Source organism: Nostoc edaphicum CCNP1411 (assembly GCF_014023275.1).
Classification (GTDB): Bacteria; Cyanobacteriota; Cyanobacteriia; order Cyanobacteriales; family Nostocaceae; genus Nostoc; species Nostoc edaphicum_A.
Genome location: NZ_CP054698.1, coordinates 7,390,883 through 7,415,785, shown reverse-complemented (window position 1 = coordinate 7,415,785; position 24,903 = coordinate 7,390,883). Strand labels below are relative to the sequence as shown.

The window sequence follows — 24,903 nt, the reverse complement described above, 5'->3', positions numbered from 1 at the left end:
TTGCCTGTCTTTTTTATATGTTATGCTTCCAAGTCTATTTCTTAGTTAGATTAGAAACTGATAATGAATGTTAATCTTGATGAAGATGAGGGCATTATAATGAGACTTTTCCTTGACTTTTTGATGAATGATGTTATGCAGAAACCTTATAAACTAATTCCTTATACTCAAGAAATGAGCGATGAAATGGATGAGTTACTAGCTGATGTAATTATAGATTAATGGCTTTTTTATCAATTAATTAGATTAGTTAATTTACCAAATGCTAAATGATTAGTAGCTGTATTTGAAAGTTATAAATATGGGGATAGATATAACTCTTTACGCAGAGGCTCATAGAAATGGAAAGTGGGAACCGATTCCCGAACCTGTAAAAAAAGAATGGTCTAAAGGAAAAACTGTACCTGTAGAATCTACTGAAATTGGACGACCCTATAAATTATTTGCGGCACTTGCTGGCGTTTGTCAAGATAATCTACGCCGGACAATGTACGCTGTCGTAGAGCCGATTTCAGAACCACGAGGTTTTCCTGAAGATATGAATGATTTCTACAAAAAATATTTTTCAGAAAACCAATGTGGTTTGGACTTTGGACATTCTTGGTTATTGCTTCAAGAAATTATAGATTATGATTGGGACAATCAGTATGTAACTCAATGGGCATACGTAAAACATCAGTATGCACACTTATTTCAGGATGGTGCTTCGTTTCCGGCTGAGTTTCCAGCAGGAGAAAAGCTCTATTTTGTGCTGCCAAACTGGAAACAAGAACCTGAAACAACTGAAGTATCTTGGGTGACAAGTTATAAAGAATATGTAGGTTGTTCTGAACAGTTTATTGAAGAACTTCTCGAATTAGGATCTCCTCATGAGATTAGAATAATTTTCTGGTTTTATGCATAAGTTCAACTCTGATAATTAAATTGATGTGCAGGTACCTACAACTTAAAACAAGGTTAAATTAAATCTAGCCCTAGTTGAATTGAGGTATTAACCCATGACAGCCTCAGTAGAGTATATCCCCGTTACCCCAATTGAGTACCCAGATGAGGATGGTAAGCCGATGGCTGAAGGAGATATCCAGTTCAGTTACTTGGCTTATGCAATAAATGCGCTACGGATTTATTTTCAAAATCATCCAGATGTATACGTCGCTGGTAATCTATTTATTTACTACGAAAAAAATTATCCAGAATCAGTTGTAGCTCCAGATGTATTTGTAGTGTTTAGAGTGGAAAACCGTGACAGACGCTCTTACAAAACCTGGGAAGAAAATAATCAAACCCCAGCTTTTGTTCTAGAGATTACCTCAAAAACCACCCGCAGCAAAGACCAAGGTGCAAAGAAAGGAATTTACGCCTTTCTGGGAGTGCGTGAATATTTTCAATATGACCCCACAGGCGATTATCTCAATCCCCAACTTCAGGGTTTACAGTTGGTCGATGGAAATTATTTCCCAGTGGCAACCAATATCTTGCCAGGTGGTACAGTATCCCTATCCAGTGAAGTTTTGGGGCTAGAATTGCGTTTAGAGGCGGGAAAACTGCGCTTTTACAATCCAGCTACGGGTCAAATACTCCTAACTCATGAAGAGGAAGCAGCTGCACGACAAGCCGCAGAAGAGGCTCGACAGCAAACGGAGCAAAAAGCGCAAAGATTAGCTGCTAAACTCCGAGAATTAAATATTGATCCAGATAGCCTTTAGCTAATAATTAGGGTGAGCAATGCCCACCCTACTGCCGTTAATTATTTTTTGTAAGACTACAACGGACGGTAGACGCGATAGTTGATTTCGGGGAAGATATTATCCATTAACTCGACTTTTTCCAGCCAACCACTGTCAATTTTGCCGACTTTAACATCTTCATAGAGCTTATTGAACCGCATTAGGTGCGATCGCGTCCGTCTAACTGCATAGGGTACCATCGTTCCCGTCCGCATAATAAAAGCCCAGTCAGAAGATTGTGCTAATAACAATTCCCGCGCCGCTTGGTTCAATGCTTTTTCCCCCAACTCATCCTCTGGTTCTAGGTGCGAAATTTCAATCATCCGTTCAGCAGCTTTGTGCAAATGCGGATAAATCCACGCATTCGTTTCATTCAACCAATACTCATGGAAACCCTTGAAACCCCAGCTTGACTGCGAAGGACGACAGACTTGTTGCGTTGGCTGTTCTCGCAAATAGTCTGCTAAATGGGTCATTTGATATGTTCCTTGGTCATGCCACGACTTGCGGAATAGGTAATCGATAAACCAAGGGCCTTCATACCACCAATGTCCAAACAACTCTGCGTCATAAGGCGAAACGATAATTGGCGGACGCTGCATTATCCCATAGAGATGCTCAGATTGCTGCTCTCGATTATACATAAAATTAGCAGCGTGTTCTGCGGCCTTTTCCCTAGCCCAATACGGATCGTAAAGTGCCTTATCTGACAGCCCTAAGCCACGCCCAGTAATTTTATGATACTTAATACCCGTATTTTTCCGCTGACCATTGGGCATAATATAGGGCTTAATATACTCATATTCTGCTTCCCAGCCCAAATCTTTGTAAAATTCCCGATATTCCGCCGCCCCAGGATAGCCCACCTCAGAAGACCATACCTGTTGGGAAGATTCATGATCTCGACCAAATACAGCAACACCAGTTTCTGTATAAATGGGGGCATAAGTGCCAAAGCGGGGACGAGGACGGGCATAAAGGATTCCATGCCCATCAGTGAGGAAGTAGCGTAACCCAGCATCAGCTAGCATCCGGTCTAAACCTTCGTAGTAGGCACATTCAGGCAACCAAATGCCTCTGGGTGCTTGTCCAAAGGTTTGCTCATAATGTTCGCAGGCTACCTGAATTTGCGCCCACACTGCTTGTGGATACATTTTCATCAACGGTAAATATCCGTGGGTAGCACCGCAAGTAATAATTTCCAGGTTATTACTGTCTTGGAACTTCTTAAAAGCTGTCACCAAGTCCCCGCCGTAGCGTTCCCATAGCTGACGCGCTTCGCTGAACTCAGTCGCGTAATGTTCGGCTAAATAACGAAGATGTCCGTTGTTGACATTATGTTCTGCTTCTAGTGCTATAAGTTCTTCTAGTTGAGCTAAGTGTGCTTCGTAGCGTTCTTGAAGCAAAGGATCGCGAAGCATTGACACTAAAGGGGGTGTCATACTCATCGTGATTTTAAAGTCGATACCGTCTCGCTTTAAGCCTTCAAATACTTTCAATAAGGGGATGTAGGTTTCTGTGATGGCTTCATAGAGCCATTCTTCCTCCAGCACGTAGTCACTTTCCGGGTGACGAACGAAGGGTAGATGTGCGTGGAGTACAAGTGCGACGTAGCCGATAGCCATAGTGATTTTGGGGTGATACTTGTAAGTTGAAGGTCGAGAGGTTTGGCTGAAATTAACAATATTTTAAGACTTTATGGGGATCGTAAGAATAGTTTTCAATTGAGTTAATTACAGTGCTTGTGAGGGTACAACATTTGTTATGCCTCCACCGCCTTTTGTTGTTAACTAGTTGTAAGATCTGCCTATTTGTTTATTGTATAATTCTGCACTGAAAATATTTACTCTGGTTCAAGACCTTTGGCTCGTAAGCGTTCTGTCAATTTTTCACCTAACTCGCCTCAACAATTCAAGGTGCATTAGCCTACGGCGTAACACACCCTACTTCAAGTTTATATTTCTTCACATACATTGAATTTTGATCGCCGACTTACTCAATTGCGGGTTTGCTTCTTCTCTCGGCAATATTCTGGCTTAACGTGTGCTTCTATAGGAGACTCACGTTGGTTAAAAAAAAACGTCATTTATAACTGAGTCTTCTGAAAAATTTGGCAGTATTTTTTACTTTCTAACTTTGGTTTGTACTGACTCTGACCTTTGCCTAGCTAGTTGGTGCTGCTGAGTTTAATGAGCGATGCTTACTGCTGGCTACGCCTACACCAGAATTATATAAAAAAACGCTGAACTCGAACGCCGAAACCTGGTAACAGCGGTGATGTGATTTCGTCATCAGCCAGCAAGGTTGCGATCAGTTTTAATTGAGCAGCTTCTCGGCGATAAACTTCTAGCCGCTGTAATTGCTAATTTGCAATCCAATATTCTTGGACTCCTGTAGATGAGTATAGTTTTAGCTTGGCTTCTCGTGCTACACCGAACAGCCCATCGTAGAAATTGCACTCCTTATTCTTCATCCCGATATAAATCCTGCAAGTCTTGTAACTGAGTCTTTCGGGAAATCCGGCGATATTTTTTACTTTCTAGTTTGGGTTCGTATTGACTCTGCCCTTTGCCTTTACTTTTGCTTTTTAACTTCATGGTGGATTCTGGATCGGCTTGTTGATGTAGCTGTGTTTGATGAGCGATCGCAGTATCCAAAAATTCTAAATAATGTTCATATCGTTCCCAGTTTCCCCGCACCACACATTCAGGCTCGTCTCGATGCAGACAATCACTAAACCGACAGCTAGCAACTGCTAACCGCTTTCTGGCTTCTGGGAAATAGTGGATTAATTCTTCTGGGATACAATCCATATCCGGCTGATTAAAACCGGGAGTGTCTGCCAGCAAACCACCGCTAGGCAACTCAAATAATTCTATATGGCGAGTGGTATGACGACCACGAGCTAATTTTCCAGAAACTTCTCCAACTCGCAGCTTGGCAGAGTCAATTAGCGTATTAATCAGGCTGGATTTGCCAACGCCGGAAGGCCCAGCGATTACAGTAATTTTATTGCTCAGGTATTTGGCTGCTTGGTCAGTATTAATACCATCTTTAACACTGATAAATATTGGTTCATAGCCCCAACCGAGCAGGCGATCGCTAACTTGTTGCTGTTCCTGCAATGAAACTAAATCACTTTTATTCAAACATAAAAGGACATCTAAACCAGTAGACTCAGCTTTAATAAGAAACCGACTCAGTTGATAAGGTTCCAAAGGTGGATCAGCAACAGCAAATACTAATAGAATTTGGTTTACATTGGCGATCGCCGGACGATCTAATTCGCTTTGACGGGCTAGAACATCAGCGATCGCACCCCTTCCCCCAGCCCAATCTGGTTCTTCTACCACAACGCGATCGCCTACCATCACCTGTTGTCCGATTTTTTTCAGACGTGTTCGCCGAGTACAGAGAAGCAGGGGAGGCAAGGGGGCAGAGGGGCAGAGGGGCAGAGGGGCATTTAAATTCAGTTTCTCCTCTGCTCCCCTACTCTTCTGCTCCCCATCCTCTTGATCCAGCTGTACTCGGTAAAAATTAGCCTGTACAGCGACCACCGTACCCAATAACTGTCCAGTTACGGCAAAATTTTCCCCTGTCATTGGCCAGCAAGTGGACGGCGCACTAACAGAGAAAAATAACCAGCACAATCTGTAATTTGTTCCACCTGATAACCTGCCATTGTCAGACTATCGGGAACCTGCTCAATCGGCTCACCAGGGTCAAGCCAGACTTCTAGCAAACCTCCCAATGGCATTTTTTCCAGACGTAATTTTGTCCGCACAAAATTAATTGGGCAAGGGGTGCCGCGTAAATCAAGTTGAGCATCGGGAGTTGAAACAGAAGAGGGCTTCATCACTTAAATAAATTTCCCAAGAATCCTTCTAGACCGCCTTTACCAGTGCGATCCCCCTTAATTTTAGCCAGCTTCTCCAACAGTTCCCTCTCCTCTGGGGTGACTTTATTGGGAATATCAATTAATACGTTCAGCATGTGATCCCCACGACTGACGGGATTACCCAAGCGGGGTACGCCACGATTTTCCAGCTTCATCACCGTATTCGGCTGAGTTCCCGCTGGAATGATCAGTTCCACTGGGCCATCTACCGTATCTACCTCTAACCGACAACCTAAAATTGCTTGCAGGTAGCTAACTTTGATTTCCGAGAGAATATTAATCCCATCCCGTTGGAATTCTTCGTCCTCATTGACGAACAAGTACACATACAAATCCCCAGGAGGGCCGCCGCGCTGACCGGAATCTCCTTCACTAGAAATCCGTAAGCGTGTGCCATTATCCACCCCAGCCGGAATGGTAATTTTGAGTTTCTTTGTGACTTGATTTGCGCCCTTACCATCACAGGCATCACACTTATCTTCAATGACCATCCCAGTGCCATTACAGGTGGGACAAGTCGAGACTTGGGTGAAACTGCCAAAGGGTGTTCTCGTGACACGGCGGACTTGACCAGAACCGCTACAAGTTGAACAAGTCCGAGGGCGGGTTCCAGGTTTAGCACCAGAACCGCTACAGACTTCACAATTTTCTAAATGTGAAATGCGAATTTCTTTTTCGCCACCAAATACCGCTTCCCGAAAGTCTAACTTCAGGTCTAGCCGCAGGTCATCGCCCCTCGCAGGCCCACTGCGCCGTCTTTGTTGCGTGGGATTACCCATACCGCCAGCAAAGCCACTAAAAATGCTTTCAAAGATATCGGCAAAACCACCCATATCGCCGACATCTTGAAAGCCCGAGCCAGCAGCACCCGACACACCCTCTGGACCAAAGCGATCGTAACGAGCGCGGGTTTCGGGTTCCGAGAGTACCTCATAAGCGCGGTTAATTTCTTTAAAGCGATCCTCCGCCCCCGGTTCTTTGTTCACATCTGGGTGATACTTCCGGGCTAAACGGCGATAGGCTTGTTTGATTTCTTCTTTGTCGGTGTCACGAGAGACACCCAGGATTTCATAATAGTCGCGGGCCATATAGCAAAGGTAAAAGTTAGAAGGAAGAAAGCAGAAGTCAGTAGAACGTCACTCACGGTCGCTTGCTACTTTACGGGAAGGCGTTTTGCTTTACAAAATATGTAAGAGCAACACAATATCCTTTAAAGGGAAGCTTGCCGGAGTTTAGGCAGAAGATAAAATTAATTTTTGTTAATAACTGATTTTACCCTTTACCTTTTACAAAAATCACCGACAAATCTTGAGCAACAGGTGCTTTCCTCGTGGGAGACGACAAAAGCTATAGAAGTTAGGAACAGGGGAAGCCTCTGCTCAGACTTCTCACTGCCGAGTCGGCTGTCTCTTTTACAATTGTGCTACTTAGGAGAGGAAAACCCCGCCCATCAACCAGAGGGGCTAGCCGCACCATTAGGTGTGGAAAACCACCCTTATGCATTTGAACTGGCACACTGCCTAGCTCAAAGTAATTTGCTTCTACAATCTAGCAAACCGCTGGGGTCTTGTGAAACTTCGCTAAATATTTAGATATAGCTAAGTGCTGAGTGCTGAGTGCTGTACATGGATAGCGGGGCGTTGAGCCAGTGCTGAGTGCTGAGTAAAAACCTAGTTGTTTCAAGACTTTGAACAATCTACACTGTCCTAATCTGTGTGACTACGGCTATATCCCTCTTCTGTCACTCTCCGAAAACATTTGCCTTTTCTAAAATCTAGAGCTTTTGTATAACAAGCGATTGCGCGATTATTTTCTAATAACAAATACAAGTCCTATTTTTTTCTAATAGTATAGCTTGTATTGATTGCCTCATGAGGCTTCTAGCGATCACTTTCCCGGAAAGTGACAGAAGAGGGATATATTAAAATGTCTTAATGAAAATTTGCAACCTAGGGGATTGGGGAAGAAGCAGGGAGGAAGGGAGAAGAATTTTCCCCTCTCCACCAATGCCCAATGCCCAATGCCCCATGCCCAATTCCCAACCCTTAATCTATCGCCTCATAATCAGCTTGTGCAGTACTTTCTTCGTCAAAATCAAAATTGAATTGTGGTATTAGTGTCCCATTCATTGGTGAGTCTACTTCTGGGGTAAAGTGACCAGATGAACCCCCCTCAATCTCATCAGTTTGGCTGTTAGCTCGATTGTAAACATCAGCACCAATTGCAAATAGGGTTTGTTGGAAGTCGTCTAAGCGCTGCTTAAATTCCACTGTGGAAATGCTGGAGTCAATCATTGCAGCTTGGAGTTGTGAAACTTTTTCACTAGCCAAGGTTTTCATCTGGTCGCCGATAAAGTTGCTATTATCCTTGATGGTGGATTCATAGCTGAACAACAGATTATCTGCTTGGTTTTTGAGTTCAACCAGTTCTTTACGTCTTCTATCTTCTTCGGAAAACAGTTCGGCTTCTTGGCGCATCCGTTCGACTTCGTTGGTACTCAAGCCACCTGTATTGGTAATCCTAATACTCTGTTCTCTACCAGTACCTTTGTCTTGGGCAGAAACCTTCAGGATGCCATTAACATCGATTTCAAAGGATACTTCAATTTGCGGTACACCACGCGGCGATGGGGGAATTCCTGCTAGCAGAAATTTGCCGAGACTCTTGTTATCTCGTGACATTGCCCGTTCACCTTGGAGGATATGAATTTCTACAGAGGTTTGCCCATCAACCGCTGTGGAAAAAACTTGTGATCTACTCGTAGGAATTGTGGTGTTGCGCTCAATAATTTTGGTGAATACTTCACCCAAGGTTTCAATTCCCAAAGATAGAGGGGTGACATCCAATAGTAAGAGATTATCGACTTCGCCACCCAATACACCTGCTTGGATAGCCGCTCCTAATGCTACAGCTTCGTCAGGGTTGATGGAGCGATCAGGAGCTTTGCCGTTGAAAAACTTAATCAGGGCATTTTGGACTGCGGGAATACGCGTAGAACCACCTACCAAAATAATCCGATCTATGGCTGATGGTTTAAGATCCGCATCTTTGAGCGCTTGGATCATCGGTTCGATGGTCGCTTCAATCAATTTCCCTGCGAGTTCTTCAAATTTAGAGCGGCTGAGTTCCATCTCCAGATGCTTTGGCCCGCCGTCATCAGCTGTGATAAATGGCAAGTTGATAGAAGTACTTACCATACTGGAGAGTTCAATTTTTGCCTTTTCCGCTGCTTCCCGCAGACGTTGCAATGCCATCTTGTCTTTGGAAAGGTCGATTTTCTCTTGTTCCTGAAAGCGTTCCATCATCCAAAGGACGATCGCATTATCAAAGTCGTCTCCACCCAAGTGGTTGTTACCACAAGTCGCTTTAACTTCAAAAACGCCATCCCCAAGTTGCAGGATCGATACGTCGAAGGTACCGCCTCCCAAGTCAAATACTAAAATTAGCTGCTCTTGGTCTTGCTTTTCTAATCCGAAAGCTAAAGCCGCAGCTGTTGGTTCATTGATGATTCGCAGGACTTCTAAACCTGCAATCGTGCCAGCATCTTTAGTTGCTTGTCTTTGAGCATCTGTAAAATATGCTGGTACGGTGATCACTGCCTGAGTGACTTCCTCACCCAAGAAATTTTCTGCATCCTGCTTCAGCTTTTGCAGGATCATGGCAGATAGTTCTTGTGGCGTGTAGTTTTTTGAGCGAATTTGGACATCAACGGTATCATCTCGACCTTTGACACAGTTGTAGGGGACGCGATCGCGTTCTATTTCAGTGTCTTCCCAACGTCGCCCGATAAATCGTTTAATACTGTAAATTGTGTTTTCAGCATTGGTTACGGCTTGGCGCTTTGCCAATTGACCAACCAAGCGATCGCCACTCTTCCCAAATCCCACAATACTTGGAGTAGTTCGTCCACCTTCAGAATTGGAGATCACAAGTGGTTGACCACCCTCCAAAACTGCGACGCAACTGTTAGTAGTGCCTAAGTCGATCCCAATAACTTTTCCCATATTTGACAGTATTTTTACTGAGTCTTTCTGCTGTAATGTGTCGCGGACTAACTTTTTTTGCTCCAAACAAAGGCTAGCGGATAACGTCTGTGCAATCCCTGTTGCTGGTAGCAAGAGAGAAGGTGAAACACAGAGAGTTATCCAAAGCCTTGTCCTTGTATAGGTACGCGATGCTCGTCCTTGCTAGAACCCAGGCACTTGAGGTCAGCGAGGCGAGCGATTACAGCTTAACTGTTGGCTGAACTCGACTGATCTTCTGATGCCGCAGGGCTATCTTCCTTGGGAGCAGCTACCTTGACCATTGCATGGCGTAGCACGCGATCGCCTAAGAAGTATCCGCGCACTAACTCTTCTAACACTGTTCCTTCAGGATGTTCATCCGTAGGTTCCCGCATTACTGCTTCATGCAAGTTAGGATCAAATTCTTGACCTTCAGGACGCATTGGTGATACACCCAAGCGCTTCAGGCTATCTACTAATTGTTTGTAAACGCCTTGGTAACTTTTGTGCATGGTCATTTCGCCATCAGATTGAGGTTTCAGGTGCGATCGCGCCCGCTCAAAATTATCGACTATTGGCAGCAATTCCAAAATCGTGTTCCGCTTCACCTGCAACTCTAGGTCTTCTTTTTCTTTGCTAGTGCGTTTCCGGTAATTCTCAAAATCAGCGGCAATCCGCATATATTGAGTACTACGCTCCTCTAGTTGCGTTTTGACGGACTCGATTTGTTGAGTTAGTTCTGCCAAAGCTGCTGTTTCCACTTCAGTTTTCTCAGTTGCAGCGACGCTATTTTCGGAATTGACAGCAGTATCGCCTGATATATTTGTTTGGGCTGCCACTTGCTCTGTCACCTCGCTTCCAGATTCATTGAAATTAATTTGGGCTGGGGAGTCACTCTTCATTGCTTGCTTTACCTCTGTTGGTTCACCCAATTGCTGGCTTGTATTGTTTATCTGTTTATTTTCATCCATCATTATCTACTCATTCCAGATCCTATTTATGGCAGTGTATCTCCACAGCTTGCAACCGTCGTCATCCACGACGTGCCGCTGAGGCTGATTTTGTTGCCGACAAGTTCCTGGAACTGATATAACCGTCATCTTATTGTGACAAATGGTGAACACGTTAGCCCAGACGCCACTAAGGCGGGAACCCGAACGAGTACCTTTAAAAGCAAGTTTTCGAGACGCGATAAATCGCCGTCTCTACAAGTGTTTTGGTCTTATCTGAACTGTATTGAGTTATGACTCAGGACTTTTTTGGCAAATGAGAATTCTGTCTCACAGCCTGGGAATACTTTAAGCAGAGGTTTCCCTACTCATTCGCTCATTTATGAACTCGTCACCACAACGGCGCAGTACCGCTCTAACTACCAGAACAGAGTTTTCGCCCTTTGGCAACAAGCTAGTGCAATCTGGCTATGTCAATACCGAACAGATGAGGCAGGCATTAATTGAAAGCCGCAAATCTGGCAGACCCTTAACGGAAGTCTTAGAGTCAATCACTGGGCAACAACTATCGCCTGAGTTGCTTAGGCAATACAAAAAACAACAGCTATTTGAACTGAAAATACTATACGGAGTTGAATTCCTTGATCCGGAAGTCAACTCCGTTGGCAACACGATGATGGGGAACCTGATTGAAACCCTCATCCCAGTGGATATCTGTCGTCGTCATCGTTTAGTACCACTCTCGAAACACGAAGACCAAACCCCACCCTCAGTTTTAGTGGCGATGGTCGCTCCAGATAATCTAGAGGCTTCCGATGACCTGAACCGCATTTTGCGCCCCCAAGGCTTGGCGTTGCAGCGCATGGTGATTACCCAGGAAGACTATCAACAGCTAATCAACCAATATCTGGATGAAATGGCTGTTAAGCAGAAGCACCTGGAACAAGAAAAGTTTACAGATATTAATCAGGATTTAGAAAACCTCGGAAATCTCGATCTTGCAGATGCTCCTGAAGAAATGGAGGCTGATCTAGGGGCAGCGATGAAGGGTGCAGAGGATGCCCCAGTCATCAACTTAGTTAACAGAATCCTGGCTAAAGCTTTGCATGAGGGCGTTTCTGATATTCATATAGAACCGCAAGAAGAAAACTTACGCATTCGCTTTCGCAAGGATGGCGTATTGCGTGAAGCTTTTGATCCCCTACCGAAAAAAATCATCCCAGCGGTGACAGCCCGATTTAAGATCATCTCCAATCTAGACATTGCTGAACGCCGTCTACCCCAGGATGGACGCATCCGGCGGATGTTTGAGGGACGCAAAGTGGATTTCCGGGTGAATACCTTACCCAGTCGCTACGGGGAAAAGGTGGTACTGCGGATTTTGGATAACTCCTCCACCCAACTAGGATTAGACAAGTTAATTACCGATCCAGAGACTTTACATATTGTTCAGGATATGGTTAGCCGTCCCTTTGGGCTAATTTTAGTAACTGGGCCAACTGGTTCTGGGAAAACGACCTCGCTATATTCTGCACTCTCAGAAAAGAATGATCCTGGAATTAATATCAGTACTGTGGAAGACCCAATTGAGTACAGCCTTCCAGGGATTACTCAAGTACAGGTGATTCGGGAAAAAGGGCTAGATTTTGCGACTGCGTTGCGGGCTTTCTTGCGACAAGATCCAGATGTGCTACTGGTGGGTGAAACGCGGGATAAAGAAACGGCAAAAACAGCAATTGAGGCTGCCTTGACCGGTCACTTAGTATTAACTACCTTACATACCAATGATGCCCCAGGTGCGATCGCTCGTTTGGGAGAAATGGGGATTGAGCCTTTTATGGTTTCTAGTTCCCTAATTGGCGTTCTCGCTCAACGTCTGGTGCGGCGTGTATGTTCTGAATGTCGCATTCCTTACACTCCTACAACCGAGGAACTAGCTCGTTATGGTCTATCAGCTTCCTCTGATGTGGGAGTCACCTTCTACAAAGCTAACACCTTGACATTAGATGCGATCGCAGATGCCAAAGCCAAAAATCAACTTTGCTCAAAATGTAATGGTATCGGCTACAAAGGGCGTTGTGGTGTTTATGAAGTTATGCGAGTCACCGAAAACCTGCAAACTCTCATCAACGAAGATGCACCCACGGAACGCATCAAGGAAGTGGCAATAGAAGAGGGCATGAAAACCTTACTGGCTTACAGTTTGGACTTAGTGCGTGAAGGTTCCACAACTCTAGAAGAAGTAGAACGGGTGACGTTTACCGATACTGGTTTGGAAGCTGAGTTAAAAGCCAAACGCAAGACTGGTCTTACCTGTCGGAGTTGCGATGCCACATTGAAACAAGAATGGCTGGATTGTCCTTACTGTATGACACCTCGGTTTTAAGACTAATAGTCATTAGTCATTGGTCATTAGTCATTGGTCATTAAGTCGATGCTTAGTAAATTTAAACAAATGACAAAGGACAACTGACAACTGACAAAGGACAAAGACAAATAACAAATAACAAACATTAAGAGGAAGCATAACTATGGAAATGATGATTGAAGACTTGATGGAGCAGCTGATTGAATTGGGTGGCTCGGATATGCATTTATCCGCAGGTTTGCCTCCCTATTTCCGGATCAGTGGCAAACTCACTCCCATAGGTGAGGATGTATTGACAGCCGATCAATGTCAAAGGCTGATTTTTAGTATGCTCAATAACACCCAGCGTAAAACTCTAGAGCAAAACTGGGAGTTGGATTGTTCTTATGGTGTTAAGGGTTTAGCTCGCTTCCGGGTCAATGTCTATAAAGAACGTGGTTCTTATGCTGCTTGCTTACGGGCATTAAGTTCTAAGATTCCTAACTTTGAAAAATTAGGTTTGCCAGATATCGTGCGGGAAATGACAGATAAGCCCAGAGGGCTAATTCTGGTAACAGGCCCTACAGGTTCAGGTAAGACAACTACCCTAGCGGCAATGATTGACTTGATTAACCGCACCAAGGCAGAGCATATTTTGACGGTGGAAGACCCAATTGAATTTGTCTACGAACCAATAAAAAGCTTGGTTCACCAGCGGCAACTGGGGGAAGATACTAAGAGCTTTGCTAATGCTTTGAAAGCAGCTTTGCGGGAAGACCCAGACATCGTTCTGGTGGGAGAAATGCGCGATTTGGAAACGATTTCTTTGGCAATTTCTGCTGCGGAAACAGGACACTTGGTATTTGGGACGCTACACACCAGTTCTGCTGCACAGACAGTTGACCGGATTATTGACGTTTTCCCTCATGAAAGACAAACCCAAGTGCGGGTGCAGTTGTCTAACTCCTTAGTGGCGGTATTTAGCCAAACCTTGGTGTCTAAGAAAAACCCTAAACCCAATGAATATGGCCGGGTGATGGCTCAAGAAATTCTGATTGTTACTCCTGCTATTTCTAACTTGATTCGAGAAGGCAAAACATCTCAAATTTACTCAGCTATTCAAACTGGCGGCAAATTGGGAATGCAAACTCTGGAGAAGGTTTTAGCCGATTTTTACAAAGCAGGAACGATTTCTTTTGAAGCGGCGATGTCTAAAACTTCTAAGCCAGATGAAATTCAACGTCTCATTGGTAATTCTACACCGCAAGGAGCTGCCGCAGGTGCGAAACCCGGTGCGACTGCCAAAGCGCATTAATGAGGGAGAGCAGGGGAGAAGTTGCAGTAAGTTTTTCCCCTCTGCCTCTTATGCCCCATGCCCAATAAATAACAACTATTTTGAAAAAATTAATTTATGCCAAACTACGTTGCCCGTGTTCGGGATTCTCAAGGAAAATCCCGAACAGAAAAAATTGTTGCAGAATCCTTGACGCAAGCTCGTACTAATCTCAGAGATCAAGGTTTTGTAATCCAAGAGCTCAAGCAATCTCAAGGATTTCAGCCAGATGTTGCCTTCAAAAAATTCCAGAATTCCTTAGTGAAGGTTTCTGTGAAAGACAAAGCCGTTTTTTCGCGTCAATTTGCCGTTTTGATGAATGCGGGAGTTGCGATCGTTAGAAGTCTAGGGGTGCTTTCTGAACAGTGTAGTAATACTAAATTGAAACAAGCCCTTGTAGAAATTAGTACCGATGTTCAAAGCGGAATGAATCTTTCAGAGGCAATGCGGAAGCATCCTGACTGTTTTGATGGATTATATGTGAGCATGATTCAAGCTGGCGAAGTTGGTGGTGTTCTAGACGAAGTATTAAATCGTTTAGCCAAGTTGTTAGAAGATGTTGCCCGTTTACAAAATCAAATTAAATCAGCACTGTCTTATCCAACGGTCGTAGGTTTTATCGCAGTTGCTATCTTTCTCGGTATGACCATTTTTCTTATTCCAATTTTTGCCACAATTTTTACACAACTTGGAATAACATTACCACCTCTAACGCAATTCTTGATGGATGCGAGTAAGTTTTTGAGAAGTCCGGGTGCTATCGTCCTGCTTGCTGCTCTTATAGGACTGAAATTTGCCTTTACACAATACGGTAAAACTCCTGTTGGCCGCATCACAATTGATCGTTTTTCCCTCAAGATGCCATTATTTGGTGACTTAATTCAAAAATCTTCAGTTGCCCGCTTTAGCCGGACTTTTGGTTCTTTGACTCGTTCAGGTGTACCAATTTTAACTTGTTTGGAAATTGTCCGAGATACATCAGGAAACCAAGTAATTGCCAATGCCATAGATGCAGCCCGCATGGAGATTCAACAAGGAGGAATGATTAGCCTTGCTTTACAAAAAGATGCTGTTTTTCCGGCTATGGCAATTCAGATGATTAGTATCGGAGAAGAAACTGGAGAATTAGATGCCATGTTGATGAAAGTTGCTGATTTTTATGAAGATGAAGTTGAGCAAGCCGTAAAAGCAATGACTAGTATTTTAGAACCAGTGATGATTGTAGTTTTAGGGGGAATGGTTGGAACCATTTTGTTAGCGATGTATCTACCGATGTTTGCGGTATTTGAAAAGCTGGGATAAAAGATTAATAGTTAGGAGTTATAAGTCCTGAGTTAGGAATTAAATTTTTCATTCCTAACTTTTAACTCTTAACTGATTAATTTTATTCTTAACTCTTAACTCCAAACTCCAAACTCCTCACTCCGAACTATTTAATAAACTATGACTGTGCAAAAATCTCAGTACGAAGCGAGTTTGGCAGAGTACAGCAATCATCTAGCTGCGATCGCCTTACTAAAGCAATATCGGCCATACTTGGAGATGATTCCCAGTCTGCGCCGTCCTGATGAAAGTGTCATCACTATCCCCTTGCCAATTGTTCGGCTTCGCAACACTGCTACAACAGCCCCACAAACGATTTGCTTACCCTGTGATGTAGCAATTTTGATGTGCGATCCTGAGTGGAAAATCAAAACTGGAGCCGAAATTTTAGTTTTTATTCATCGTGCTCACGAAGACTTTTCTGATTTGTTGGGACGTTGGCGACAAACCCAAGTTTTCCTCGATAATGATTATGAGTGGCTGATGCCTCTCCGGCACAGTCATATTTTGAGTGAGGGAGCGAATACCATATATCCTTTGTTTGTCGTTTTTAGTGAGACTTTAGAACGCATCCAAAGGGGCCTTGTGGGAGCCGAACTCCCATTTATTATCCAAACACCAGATTTGCTACTTGAGGAAAATTTCACAGATATTTTCTCTCCAGAAATTCCACCAGCTTAGAAAAAGTTAGGAATTATATAGGAATTCGCTTTGATTTCTGAACTAATTTGCTAGGTAGGCAATAGGCAATAGGCAACAGTCAAGAAGGCTTCTTAGTTGTACTGGGTTTTTTCAGGAATCAAATATGAGTCTTATACCAATTTTGTATTAAAAGACATATTAGTACTTAAGTACAAAATTGAACTTTGGACACAAGTATTGAATCTGCACTCTAGCAGTACAGTGGCAGACTTAAAGACAGCGACATAAAAGAGTCACAAATACCTTGAATTCAAGGTTTGTAGTGATGGCTGAAGCCATCACTACAAGCAAATATTAATATTTTTATTTATAGCAATAGGATTTTATATTTGAAAAAATTTAAGTATACATAGGGTGCGTTAGAACAAAGTCCTAACGCACCAAAGCTTTGGACGGTGTGTTACGCAACTCTTTCACACCCTACGTGTATTTCAATAAAATAACATAGTTTGATTTATCCTTGCCGACTTACTTAGTTATACAAAAATTTATTTTTACTTTTTGAATTTTTAATAGGAGAGTAATGAGGATTTGGCAAAGTTTCAGTAATCTTACTGTTGCCAACAAATAATTGTCGTAGAATTAGAGACATTTCAGAGCAGATATTTTATACTAATGAATCGTTTTTCTCAGAAAATAACGAATTCTCAAGAGAGCATTTCACAACAAACTCAGTTGGGTCAGATGTGTGGTTCTAAACGTCTATTTCGCGATCGCTATGAAATACTGCAAATTTTGGGTAGAGGTGGTTTTGGCATCACGTTTTTAGCCAAAAATGCCGTATTACCAGGGAATCCCCTGTGTGTCATTAAACAACTTTCTCCAAAAGTGACTAGTCCCCAAAGTTGGCAAAGAGCGTGTACACGCTTTGAAAAAGAAGCAAGAACTTTGGGCCAACTCGGTAGTCATTCGCAAATTCCCATGCTACTAGACTACTTTCAGGCAAATGGGGAGTTTTTTTTAATTCAAGAATATGTGCCGGGTTTGACTTTGGCACGAGAAGTGCGGCAAAATGGGCCTAAAAGCGAAGCCTCTGTCAAACAGTTTTTGCAAGAATTATTACCTGTATTACAGTATCTTCATAAACATCATGTGATTCATCGCGATATTAAGCCCCAGAATTTATTGCGGTGTGAGTATGACGGGCGGGTAGTGCTAATTGATTTTGGTGCAGTGAAACAGCAATTAGTTAATGCTTGTGAAAACTCTATCAATCAAGCTGCAAACACCAACTTTATCGGGACTAGAGGATTTGCGCCACCAGAACAGTTTTCTCTACGTCCAGTTTATGCCAGTGATATTTATGCACTGGGTGTAACTTGTATTTATATGTTGACTGCTAAAAGTCCTTTAGAATTTGACTACGATCCCAATACTGGTGAGATATGCTGGCAAAAACAGCTAAATATTAGCGACAGTTTCGCCCAGATTTTAGCAAAAATGGTGAAAATTACGTTAGATGAACGGTTTAAGAGCGCTGAAGAAGTGATGAAAGCCTTAAGTTATGAAAGTTATTTGCCGAGTTTGGCGAACTGTCTAACTACCCAAAAATTAAATAATAAAAGTATTACCCAACACGAAATTACACCATACGAAAATTATGATGTATACGTGCCACCTGTAGCCAGAACTGCGAGTGCAATTCGGAAATGGAGATCAAGGCTTAAGGAAACAAGGTAGCATAGTTCCGTTGAAGCTTTTTTACCTAAAGTATCAAATGAATAATTAATCATGGGCAATTTAAAATAGCCAAAACAAATTTAGTAAGCATTTTAACTAGATTGGCTCGTCAGTGATGATTAATTAATCAGGGTTTATCTTTAATACTTAGTAAGTTATCGCTTGCCAATATACAAGCAAAATTACTAGGTTTAATAGTTCAGAAAAATATTTCTATTCAGATTAATATATAATCGATAGAATAATTAATCTTATGGCTCTCGTAGTTTTCCACAGATGAGGAAGACTGACTACTATTTACAAACGCTAGCTATATAAGTAATTCCCCAATCCCCAAAACAGGGTTTTCTACCACAAGTAAGCGAGAGTCAATATTCTTAAGGGAAATTTCGGGGCAAACTTAGCCTAAGTTGTCATGCAGTCGCGCCTGTCAGATCATGATCTGCTGCTTAAATCCCGATTGCCCAAATCCCCTGAATCCCAATGGAAAGAAGTTTTGTCAAAGTTGTAGCACCCCGTTGGTGTCACTTTTAAGAAATCGCTTCCGTGTCATCCGAGTCCTTTCAGATGAGGGGGGATTTGGGAGAACCTATCTATCAGAAGATGTCGATAAACTCAATGAACGCTGTGTTATCAAGCAATTAGCTCCAAAATTTCAAGGAACTTGGTCGCAAAAAAAGGCGATGGAGTTGTTTGCTGAAGAAGCGCAGCGACTACAAGACCTTGGGGAACATCCCCAAATTCCGACTTTGCTAGCTTACTTTGAACAAGATGGCTGCCTATATTTAGTGCAGCAGTTTGTCAATGGAGAAAATTTGTTAAAGGAGTTGCAACAACGCAAGGCATATAATGCTAGAGAAATTCAATCTATTTTGCTAGATTTACTGCCCATCCTGAAATTTATCCACGATCGCAAAATCATTCATCGCGATATCAAGCCAGAAAATATTATCCGCAATAAAAGTGATGGGCGATTAAACCTGATTGATTTTGGCTCCTCAAAGCAATTTACCGCCAAAGTCCAGCAGAAATCGGGCACATCCATTGGTTCACATGGTTATTCCCCCCTAGAACAGATTAGAGATGGTAAAGCTTTCCCCGCCAGTGATTTGTTCGGTTTGGGAGCTACATGCTTTCATCTGCTAACAGGAAATTCCCCCTTTCAATTGTGGATGGAATCTGGGTACGCCTGGGTGAGTAATTGGCGGGAATATTTAAGGAGTCCATTAAATCCTGAGTTAGATTTTGTCATCGACAAGCTTTTGAAAAAAGATGTCCATGAACGTTACCAGTCAGTCGATGAAGTTCTCAGAGACTTGACTCCAAAACAACTCCTCGCACTACCACCAGCGGGTAAGTCCTCTGGGAAAATACCACCAACGAAAGCTCCATATTTACCAAAAAGTTATCCCTTACTGAAAACTTTCATCTTGGTAAGTGCTTTCATTCTGTTGTTCGGATTTCAAGAATCTTGGTATAAACATTTTCGCCGCATCCAAACCAGTTTAGTCTCTAGGCTGAGTCAGCATAATAGTTCTACCAAAGATGAAGCGTTTTTAGGTCAGTCACTAAATATTACTTTGGGAAAGGCTTCCTTAGCTAATACCCTTCAAGGACATGAAAATTCGGTTTTATCCGTCGCCATCAGCCCCGATGGCAAAACCATAGCCAGCAGTGGCGACGATCGCAAAATCAAACTTTGGAATCTCGCAACCGGCAGCCCAATCTCTTCATTTAACACCTATTCTCAGCAGGTAAATGCCGTAGTAATTAGCCCAGATGGCAAAACTCTGGTCAGCGGTAATGATGATAACACCATCAAAATTTGGAATTTGGGCACAGGAAAACAAATTCGTACTCTAACAGGGCACTCTGACTCAGTTCATGCCCTAGCCATCAGCGCTGATAGCCAGACCCTACTTAGTGGTAGTGATGATAACACCATTAAAATTTGGGATTTAGCAACAGGAGAGCAAATTCGGACACTCGTAGGGCATACATTCTGGGTGCGATCAGTGGCCATGAGCCAGGATAACGTGATTCTTGCCAGTGGCAGTTTTGACAAGACGATCAAAATCTGGAATCTCATAAAAGGGTACTCAATCCGGACACTAGAAGGAAATTCTCAAACAGTAACAACAGTAGCTATAAGTCCAGATGGTAAAACTTTAGCCAGTGGTAGCCGCGATCGCACCATTAAACTTTGGAATCTAGCTACCGGAAAAGAAATTCGCACACTGGTGGGACATGTAAACACTGTCACAACCGTAGCCTTCAGTGCCGATGGTAAAATGATTGCTAGTGGTAGCCGCGATCGCACCATCAAACTTTGGAATCCAGCCACAGGAGAGGAAATTCTCACATTGGCGGGGCACACTAACACAGTGACATCCGTTACCTTCAGTCCTGATGACAAAACCCTTATCAGTGGTTGTGAGGATAATACTATTAAGATTTGGCGTTTATCTCAGTGAGTGGGGATTGGGGATTGGGGATTGGGGACTGGGGACTGGGGGATTGGGGATTGGGGATTGGGGATTGGGGACTGGGGACTGGGGATTGGGGATTGGGGAGAAATGACAAATGACAAATGACAAATGACAAATGACCAATGACAAATGACCAATGACCAATGACAAATGACAAATGACAAATCCCCAATTGCGATAGACTGTCTCAAGTGGGGAGGGGTAAAAATGAGCAGCATCACCAGCCATCGCCGCGATCGCAGGTTTGGGATTACAATACCGAAACTGTTTTTAGGTTGGCAGCAAGTATTTGGAGAAGCACGCACCCGGATTTTATTCTGGTACTTGCTGATTTTGGGGATAACATTTCTCATCGCTATTCCCGCCTTTCGCTATAAGCTCGACCAGCGCATTGATGAGCGAGTTCGTCAGGATATGGTAGAAGACATGGCGGCTTTCAATGCGTTAATTAAAGGTGAAACCTTTGCTCCAGATGATGCACTCACTGAGGACGATCCAGAAGAAATAGTGATTGGGCCAGAGCAATTGAAATGGTTGCTGGCTGGCAAAAAACAAATCGCTCCTCCAGCTTCCAAAGAAGATTTGATCAGACTTTTCAGAGCTTATCTGTTATATCGACTACCAGAGGATGACTCTTATTTCATCACATTTGTTGATGGTGAATTTTATAAATCTAGCCCTAGAGCGCGTCCGAAACCACTTGCCAAGGACTCACCACTCATGGAACGGTGGGCAAAACAAACTCAACCAGAACAGGGAGAAAAAGAATTTTCTGACCCTGCCCTTAGTAAGATCCTTTACATGGTGGAACCGATTAAAATTAATGGACAAACTCAGGGAGTCTTCGTTGTTGCCCATAGTGCGGTTGGTGAACGCGCAGAAGCTCTAGAAGCAGTTTCGGTAATTATTGAGGTTTCCAGTTTAGTGTTTGTGGTGTCCTTCATTCTGGCGTGGTTGGCGGCGGGACGGGTGCTAGCTCCCCTACGAATGATTACCACCACTGCCCATGCAATTAGTGAGTCAGATTTAACCCAACGCTTACCTGCGCGAGGTAAGGGAGAACTGGCAGAATTGGCAAAGACATTCAACGAAATGATGGACAGATTAGAGGCAGCTTTTACTACCCAGCAGGAATTTGTCAACGATGCTGGGCATGAATTGCGGACTCCTATTACCATCGTTCGCGGACATCTGGAACTGATGGGAGATGACCCCCAAGAGCAACAGGAAACTTTGGCGCTGGTAATGGGAGAACTAGACCGGATGAGCCGTCTGGTGGATGACATGATTTTGTTGGCGAAGGCAGAACGCTTAGATTTTTTGCAGTTGGCGACGGTGAATGTAGCAGACTTAACCCAAGAGTTATTTGTCAAAGCCCAGGCACTAGCAGAGCGGGACTGGCAAATAGATGCGATCGCAAGGGGTCAGATTATAGTTGACCGCCAAAGAATTACTGAGGCTGTGATTAATCTGGCGCAGAATGCGACTCAGCATACAGCAAAGAGTGATACTATCTCCATAGGTTGTGCGATCGCTAAGGGAAAGGTGCGTTTCTGGGTACGCGATACAGGCGAAGGCATTCCCCTTGTTGATCAAAAACGGATTTTTGAACGTTTTGCTCGAACTTCTAACAGTCGTCGTCGCTCTGAGGGTGCGGGATTGGGACTGTCAATTGTCCGAGCGATCGCCGAAGCCCACGGTGGACAAGTGTTACTCCGGAGTCAACTAGGAAAAGGTTCGATGTTTACCATCGTTTTACCCCTCGATCCCCCGCAGGAAATGAGTGCTTATGGCCAACATTCTCATCGCTGAAGATGAACCCCGCATTGCCTCATTTATTGAGAAAGGATTGCGATCGCAAGGTTTTACAACAACAACTGTTACCGATGGGTTGTATGTGCTAGACATAGCACAGAGTGGAAGCTTTGACTTACTAATTTTGGATTTGGGATTACCTGGAAAAGATGGATTTCAGGTACTCGAAGAACTGCGGGGACAGGGAGAAGATTTACCTGTAATTATCCTATCGGCTCGGAGTGATATTCACGATAAAGTTGCTGGATTAGAAGGGGGCGCAGATGATTATGTCACCAAACCCTTCCGATTTGAAGAACTTCTAGCGCGGGTAAAGTTGCGTTTGCGAAGTGCTAGACCTGTGAGAAATGACCAAGAATTTCTCCTCCAAGCGGGTAATGTGGTGCTTGATTTACGAACTCGACAGGTAAAAGTAGGCGATCGCTTTGTAGAATTACCTGCTCGTGAATTTACAATGGCGGAAATGTTTTGTCGTCATCCCGGACAAGTGATAAGTCGAGAACAACTGCTAGATTACGTTTGGGGCTACGACTATAATCCAGGTTCTAATATTGTCGATGTATATGTCGGTTATCTCCGCAAGAAACTAGGCAGTAACCTCATTGAAACCGTTAGAGGGATGGGTTATCGCTTACGAACCTGAAAACTTTCTGGATGATGCGCTGGCAAAGCTAACCGCTGGTTTCGTCTCGCATCTCCAAAGAGGATGTTTTAAAAGTCCTCTGGTCGGTAGCAAAACGTTTTAGATCCCCCTAAATCCCCCTTAAAAAGGGGGACTTTTAGAGATTTTGCCCCCCTTTTTAAGGGGGGTTGGGGGGATCAACAAGTGCCTAAAATTACAGCCAACCACTTTTAAAACATCCTCTAAGTTGACTTGTTGTAATTCTTCGAGTCATTACTATTAAATTACAAAGAAAGGCAGGAGATAGGAGACAGGAGGAAAAAATTATTAACAGAAACTACTTTATATCTGTGGAAAACCTGTGGAAAAACTATGGCACTTTTCCACAAGGTAATTATACTTAATTAAGTTTTAATAGCAAGATATCAAGTTTTCCACAGTTTTTTCCACAATCTAAGTTAAATTTAATCAATTTTTATACGTTACTTAATATTCTTGACTAATTATTCAGCCATCAAGGCTAATGTTCATGGTGCTGGTTGTGGAAAACTTCAAATAAATCTTCACGATGGTTTTTGGGAACGGCTAGTCATATTGATGCGATCGCTCAGTTGGCGTAGAGTTTGTGCTAAAGTGCGATCGCTCTCCTGGAGTTGAGTAATTTTATCGCAACTGTAAATCACCGTTGTATGGTCTTTACCACCAAACTCCTCCCCAATTCTCGGCAAACTCAAAGCCGTGTGTTGGCGCATGAGATACATTCCCAATTGACGCGCCCAGCTAATCTCTCTTCGCCGCGAGTTACTTTTGAGATCGTCTATTGAAACATCAAAATTATCCGCTATAACCTTTAAAATTGCTTCTGGGGTAGCTGCCATTTTTTCATTAGGCGGTTCTAAAACTGGTGTGATATTTTCCACCGTCATCGGTAAACCCCAAATAGAAATATAAGCTACAGCCCGAATTAAAGCTCCTTCTAATTCTCTAATATTAGAAGTATAGTTAGAAGCAATATACTCAATTACATCGCGGGGAAGCCGAATATTTTCATCCTCAGCTTTTTTCTGTAGAATTGCCATTCTAGTTTCTAAATCAGGCTTTTGGATATCGGCAATTAACCCCATAGAAAATCGAGAACAAAGACGTTCTTGTAAACTAGGAATCTGGTTAGGAGGACGGTCAGAAGCAATGACTACTTGTTTGCCAGCTTCATGTAAAGTATTAAAAGTATAAAAGAATTCTTCTTGGGTATATTCCTTTCCTTCAAGGAACTGAATATCATCAACTAATAAAACATCAGCGGCTCGGTAATGCTCTCGAAAACTTTGCATACTATCCTTACGGATTGCTGTAATTAAATCATTAGTGAACTGCTCAGTAGAGACATAAAATATTTTACAATCAGGACAAATTTTCCAGCGATAGTGACCAATAGCTTGCATCAGATGAGTTTTCCCCAAGCCTACACCACCGCATAAGAATAAAGGATTAAACTCTTTACCTGGAGATTCTGCAACCGCCAAAGAAGCAGCGTGAGCCATCCGATTGTTGGCACCAACTACAAATCGCGAAAAGACATATTTAGAGTTTAATTCAGTAGTTTTATGATTGTGATTAGGAACAGCTTCAGAAATACTGCTAGGATTTGGTGATTCCCAAGAAACCTCTCGTTCACTAAAATTAGAAACTTCATCACCTTGAGCAACGGTAATATAAATTCCCACGGGATGACCGAGAATATCTTGTACTACATGAGCAATGGTATTGATGTAATACTTCTGTAACCAATTACGAGCAAATGGGTTAGGAGTGCGGATAACCAAGCAATTATTTTCTAATCGTTCCGCACTAGCAGTTTTGATCCAAGTTTCAAAGGTCGGTCGGGATAGTTCAAGCTGTAGGCGCTCTAGTACCTGACTCCACAGACTTTCTATGGGAATTTCGGGAATTTCCATTATCCACCACCTTTGCTGCTAATTGTCACAATAGAAGAGAAAGCACCAATTTAGCATT

The 24,903-nt window shown here is 43.1% G+C and carries 18 protein-coding genes and 1 pseudogene; 11 read left to right on the top strand and 8 right to left on the bottom strand.

The features are described from left to right. The first annotated feature begins 99 nt into the window (after positions 1–99). The 3 genes from HUN01_RS36305 (at position 100) to HUN01_RS33540 (ending at position 1,706) form a co-directional block, all read left to right on the top strand. Positions 100–222, top strand: coding sequence for a hypothetical protein (locus HUN01_RS36305; RefSeq protein ID WP_257798096.1), 123 nt, complete (start codon positions 100–102; stop codon positions 220–222). Between the two features lie 79 nt (positions 223–301). After that, positions 302–904: a hypothetical protein gene (locus HUN01_RS33545; RefSeq protein ID WP_181929776.1), complete on the top strand. Its 603-nt coding sequence runs from the start codon at positions 302–304 to the stop codon at positions 902–904. A 94-nt stretch (positions 905–998) separates the two neighbouring features. Then, positions 999–1,706, top strand: a complete 708-nt coding sequence (locus HUN01_RS33540; protein ID WP_181929775.1) for a Uma2 family endonuclease — start codon at positions 999–1,001, stop codon at positions 1,704–1,706. 56 nt (positions 1,707–1,762) lie between these two features. Here the strand turns inward: HUN01_RS33540 and HUN01_RS33535 are convergent, their stop codons facing one another. The 7 genes and pseudogenes from HUN01_RS33535 to grpE form a co-directional block, all read right to left on the bottom strand. Further along, positions 1,763–3,352, bottom strand: coding sequence for a glycoside hydrolase family 57 protein (locus tag HUN01_RS33535; protein ID WP_181929774.1), 1,590 nt, complete (start codon positions 3,350–3,352; stop codon positions 1,763–1,765). A 602-nt stretch (positions 3,353–3,954) separates the two neighbouring features. Beyond that, a pseudogene (locus HUN01_RS35840) lies at positions 3,955–4,152 on the bottom strand (Uma2 family endonuclease); the annotation flags it as partial. 37 nt (positions 4,153–4,189) lie between these two features. After that, a complete protein-coding gene (gene rsgA / locus HUN01_RS33530) occupies positions 4,190–5,329 on the bottom strand; it encodes a small ribosomal subunit biogenesis GTPase RsgA (protein WP_181929773.1) in 1,140 nt (379 codons plus the stop codon). Continuing rightward, positions 5,326–5,583 (bottom strand): sulfurtransferase TusA family protein, encoded by a 258-nt coding sequence (locus tag HUN01_RS33525; protein ID WP_069070283.1) that lies wholly within the window; start codon positions 5,581–5,583, stop codon positions 5,326–5,328. The genes rsgA and HUN01_RS33525 overlap by 4 nt, the downstream gene beginning before the upstream one ends. Beyond that, on the bottom strand, positions 5,583–6,713 hold the full coding sequence (dnaJ, locus tag HUN01_RS33520; protein WP_069070215.1) for a molecular chaperone DnaJ: 1,131 nt from the start codon (positions 6,711–6,713) through the stop codon (positions 5,583–5,585). Before dnaJ ends, HUN01_RS33525 begins: the two co-directional genes overlap by 1 nt. A gap of 957 nt (positions 6,714–7,670) precedes the next feature. Beyond that, the gene (gene dnaK, locus HUN01_RS33515; protein WP_181929772.1) at positions 7,671–9,629 is read right to left on the bottom strand and encodes a molecular chaperone DnaK; all 1,959 of its coding nucleotides are present in this window, start codon (positions 9,627–9,629) and stop codon (positions 7,671–7,673) included. Positions 9,630–9,856: 227 nt separating this feature from the next. Further along, positions 9,857–10,603 carry a nucleotide exchange factor GrpE gene (gene grpE / locus HUN01_RS33510; protein ID WP_181929771.1) on the bottom strand — a complete coding sequence of 249 codons (747 nt, stop codon included), beginning with the start codon at positions 10,601–10,603 and terminating at the stop codon, positions 9,857–9,859. 358 nt (positions 10,604–10,961) lie between these two features. On the opposite strand from grpE, the gene HUN01_RS33505 reads away from it, so the two are divergent. The 8 genes from HUN01_RS33505 (at position 10,962) to HUN01_RS33470 (ending at position 22,911) form a co-directional block, all read left to right on the top strand. After that, positions 10,962–12,965 (top strand): GspE/PulE family protein, encoded by a 2,004-nt coding sequence (locus tag HUN01_RS33505; protein WP_181929770.1) that lies wholly within the window; start codon positions 10,962–10,964, stop codon positions 12,963–12,965. A gap of 145 nt (positions 12,966–13,110) precedes the next feature. Continuing rightward, a complete protein-coding gene (locus HUN01_RS33500; protein WP_181929769.1) occupies positions 13,111–14,241 on the top strand; it encodes a type IV pilus twitching motility protein PilT in 1,131 nt (376 codons plus the stop codon). Between the two features lie 96 nt (positions 14,242–14,337). After that, positions 14,338–15,561, top strand: coding sequence for a type II secretion system F family protein (locus HUN01_RS33495; RefSeq protein WP_181929768.1), 1,224 nt, complete (start codon positions 14,338–14,340; stop codon positions 15,559–15,561). Between the two features lie 141 nt (positions 15,562–15,702). After that, on the top strand, positions 15,703–16,263 hold the full coding sequence (locus tag HUN01_RS33490; RefSeq protein ID WP_181929767.1) for a hypothetical protein: 561 nt from the start codon (positions 15,703–15,705) through the stop codon (positions 16,261–16,263). A gap of 636 nt (positions 16,264–16,899) precedes the next feature. After that, positions 16,900–17,964: a serine/threonine-protein kinase gene (locus tag HUN01_RS33485; protein WP_181929766.1), complete on the top strand. Its 1,065-nt coding sequence runs from the start codon at positions 16,900–16,902 to the stop codon at positions 17,962–17,964. Positions 17,965–18,401: 437 nt separating this feature from the next. Further along, a complete protein-coding gene (locus tag HUN01_RS33480) occupies positions 18,402–20,438 on the top strand; it encodes a serine/threonine-protein kinase (protein WP_181929765.1) in 2,037 nt (678 codons plus the stop codon). A 222-nt stretch (positions 20,439–20,660) separates the two neighbouring features. Beyond that, positions 20,661–22,265 carry a sensor histidine kinase gene (locus HUN01_RS33475; protein WP_181932930.1) on the top strand — a complete coding sequence of 535 codons (1,605 nt, stop codon included), beginning with the start codon at positions 20,661–20,663 and terminating at the stop codon, positions 22,263–22,265. Further along, complete coding sequence (locus HUN01_RS33470) at positions 22,243–22,911, top strand: response regulator transcription factor (protein ID WP_181929764.1); 669 nt, start codon at positions 22,243–22,245, stop codon at positions 22,909–22,911. The genes HUN01_RS33475 and HUN01_RS33470 overlap by 23 nt, the downstream gene beginning before the upstream one ends. A 542-nt stretch (positions 22,912–23,453) precedes the next feature. Here the strand turns inward: HUN01_RS33470 and dnaA are convergent. Next, positions 23,454–24,845 carry a chromosomal replication initiator protein DnaA gene (dnaA, locus tag HUN01_RS33465; RefSeq protein ID WP_181929763.1) on the bottom strand — a complete coding sequence of 464 codons (1,392 nt, stop codon included), beginning with the start codon at positions 24,843–24,845 and terminating at the stop codon, positions 23,454–23,456. Between the last annotated feature and the right edge of the window lie 58 nt (positions 24,846–24,903).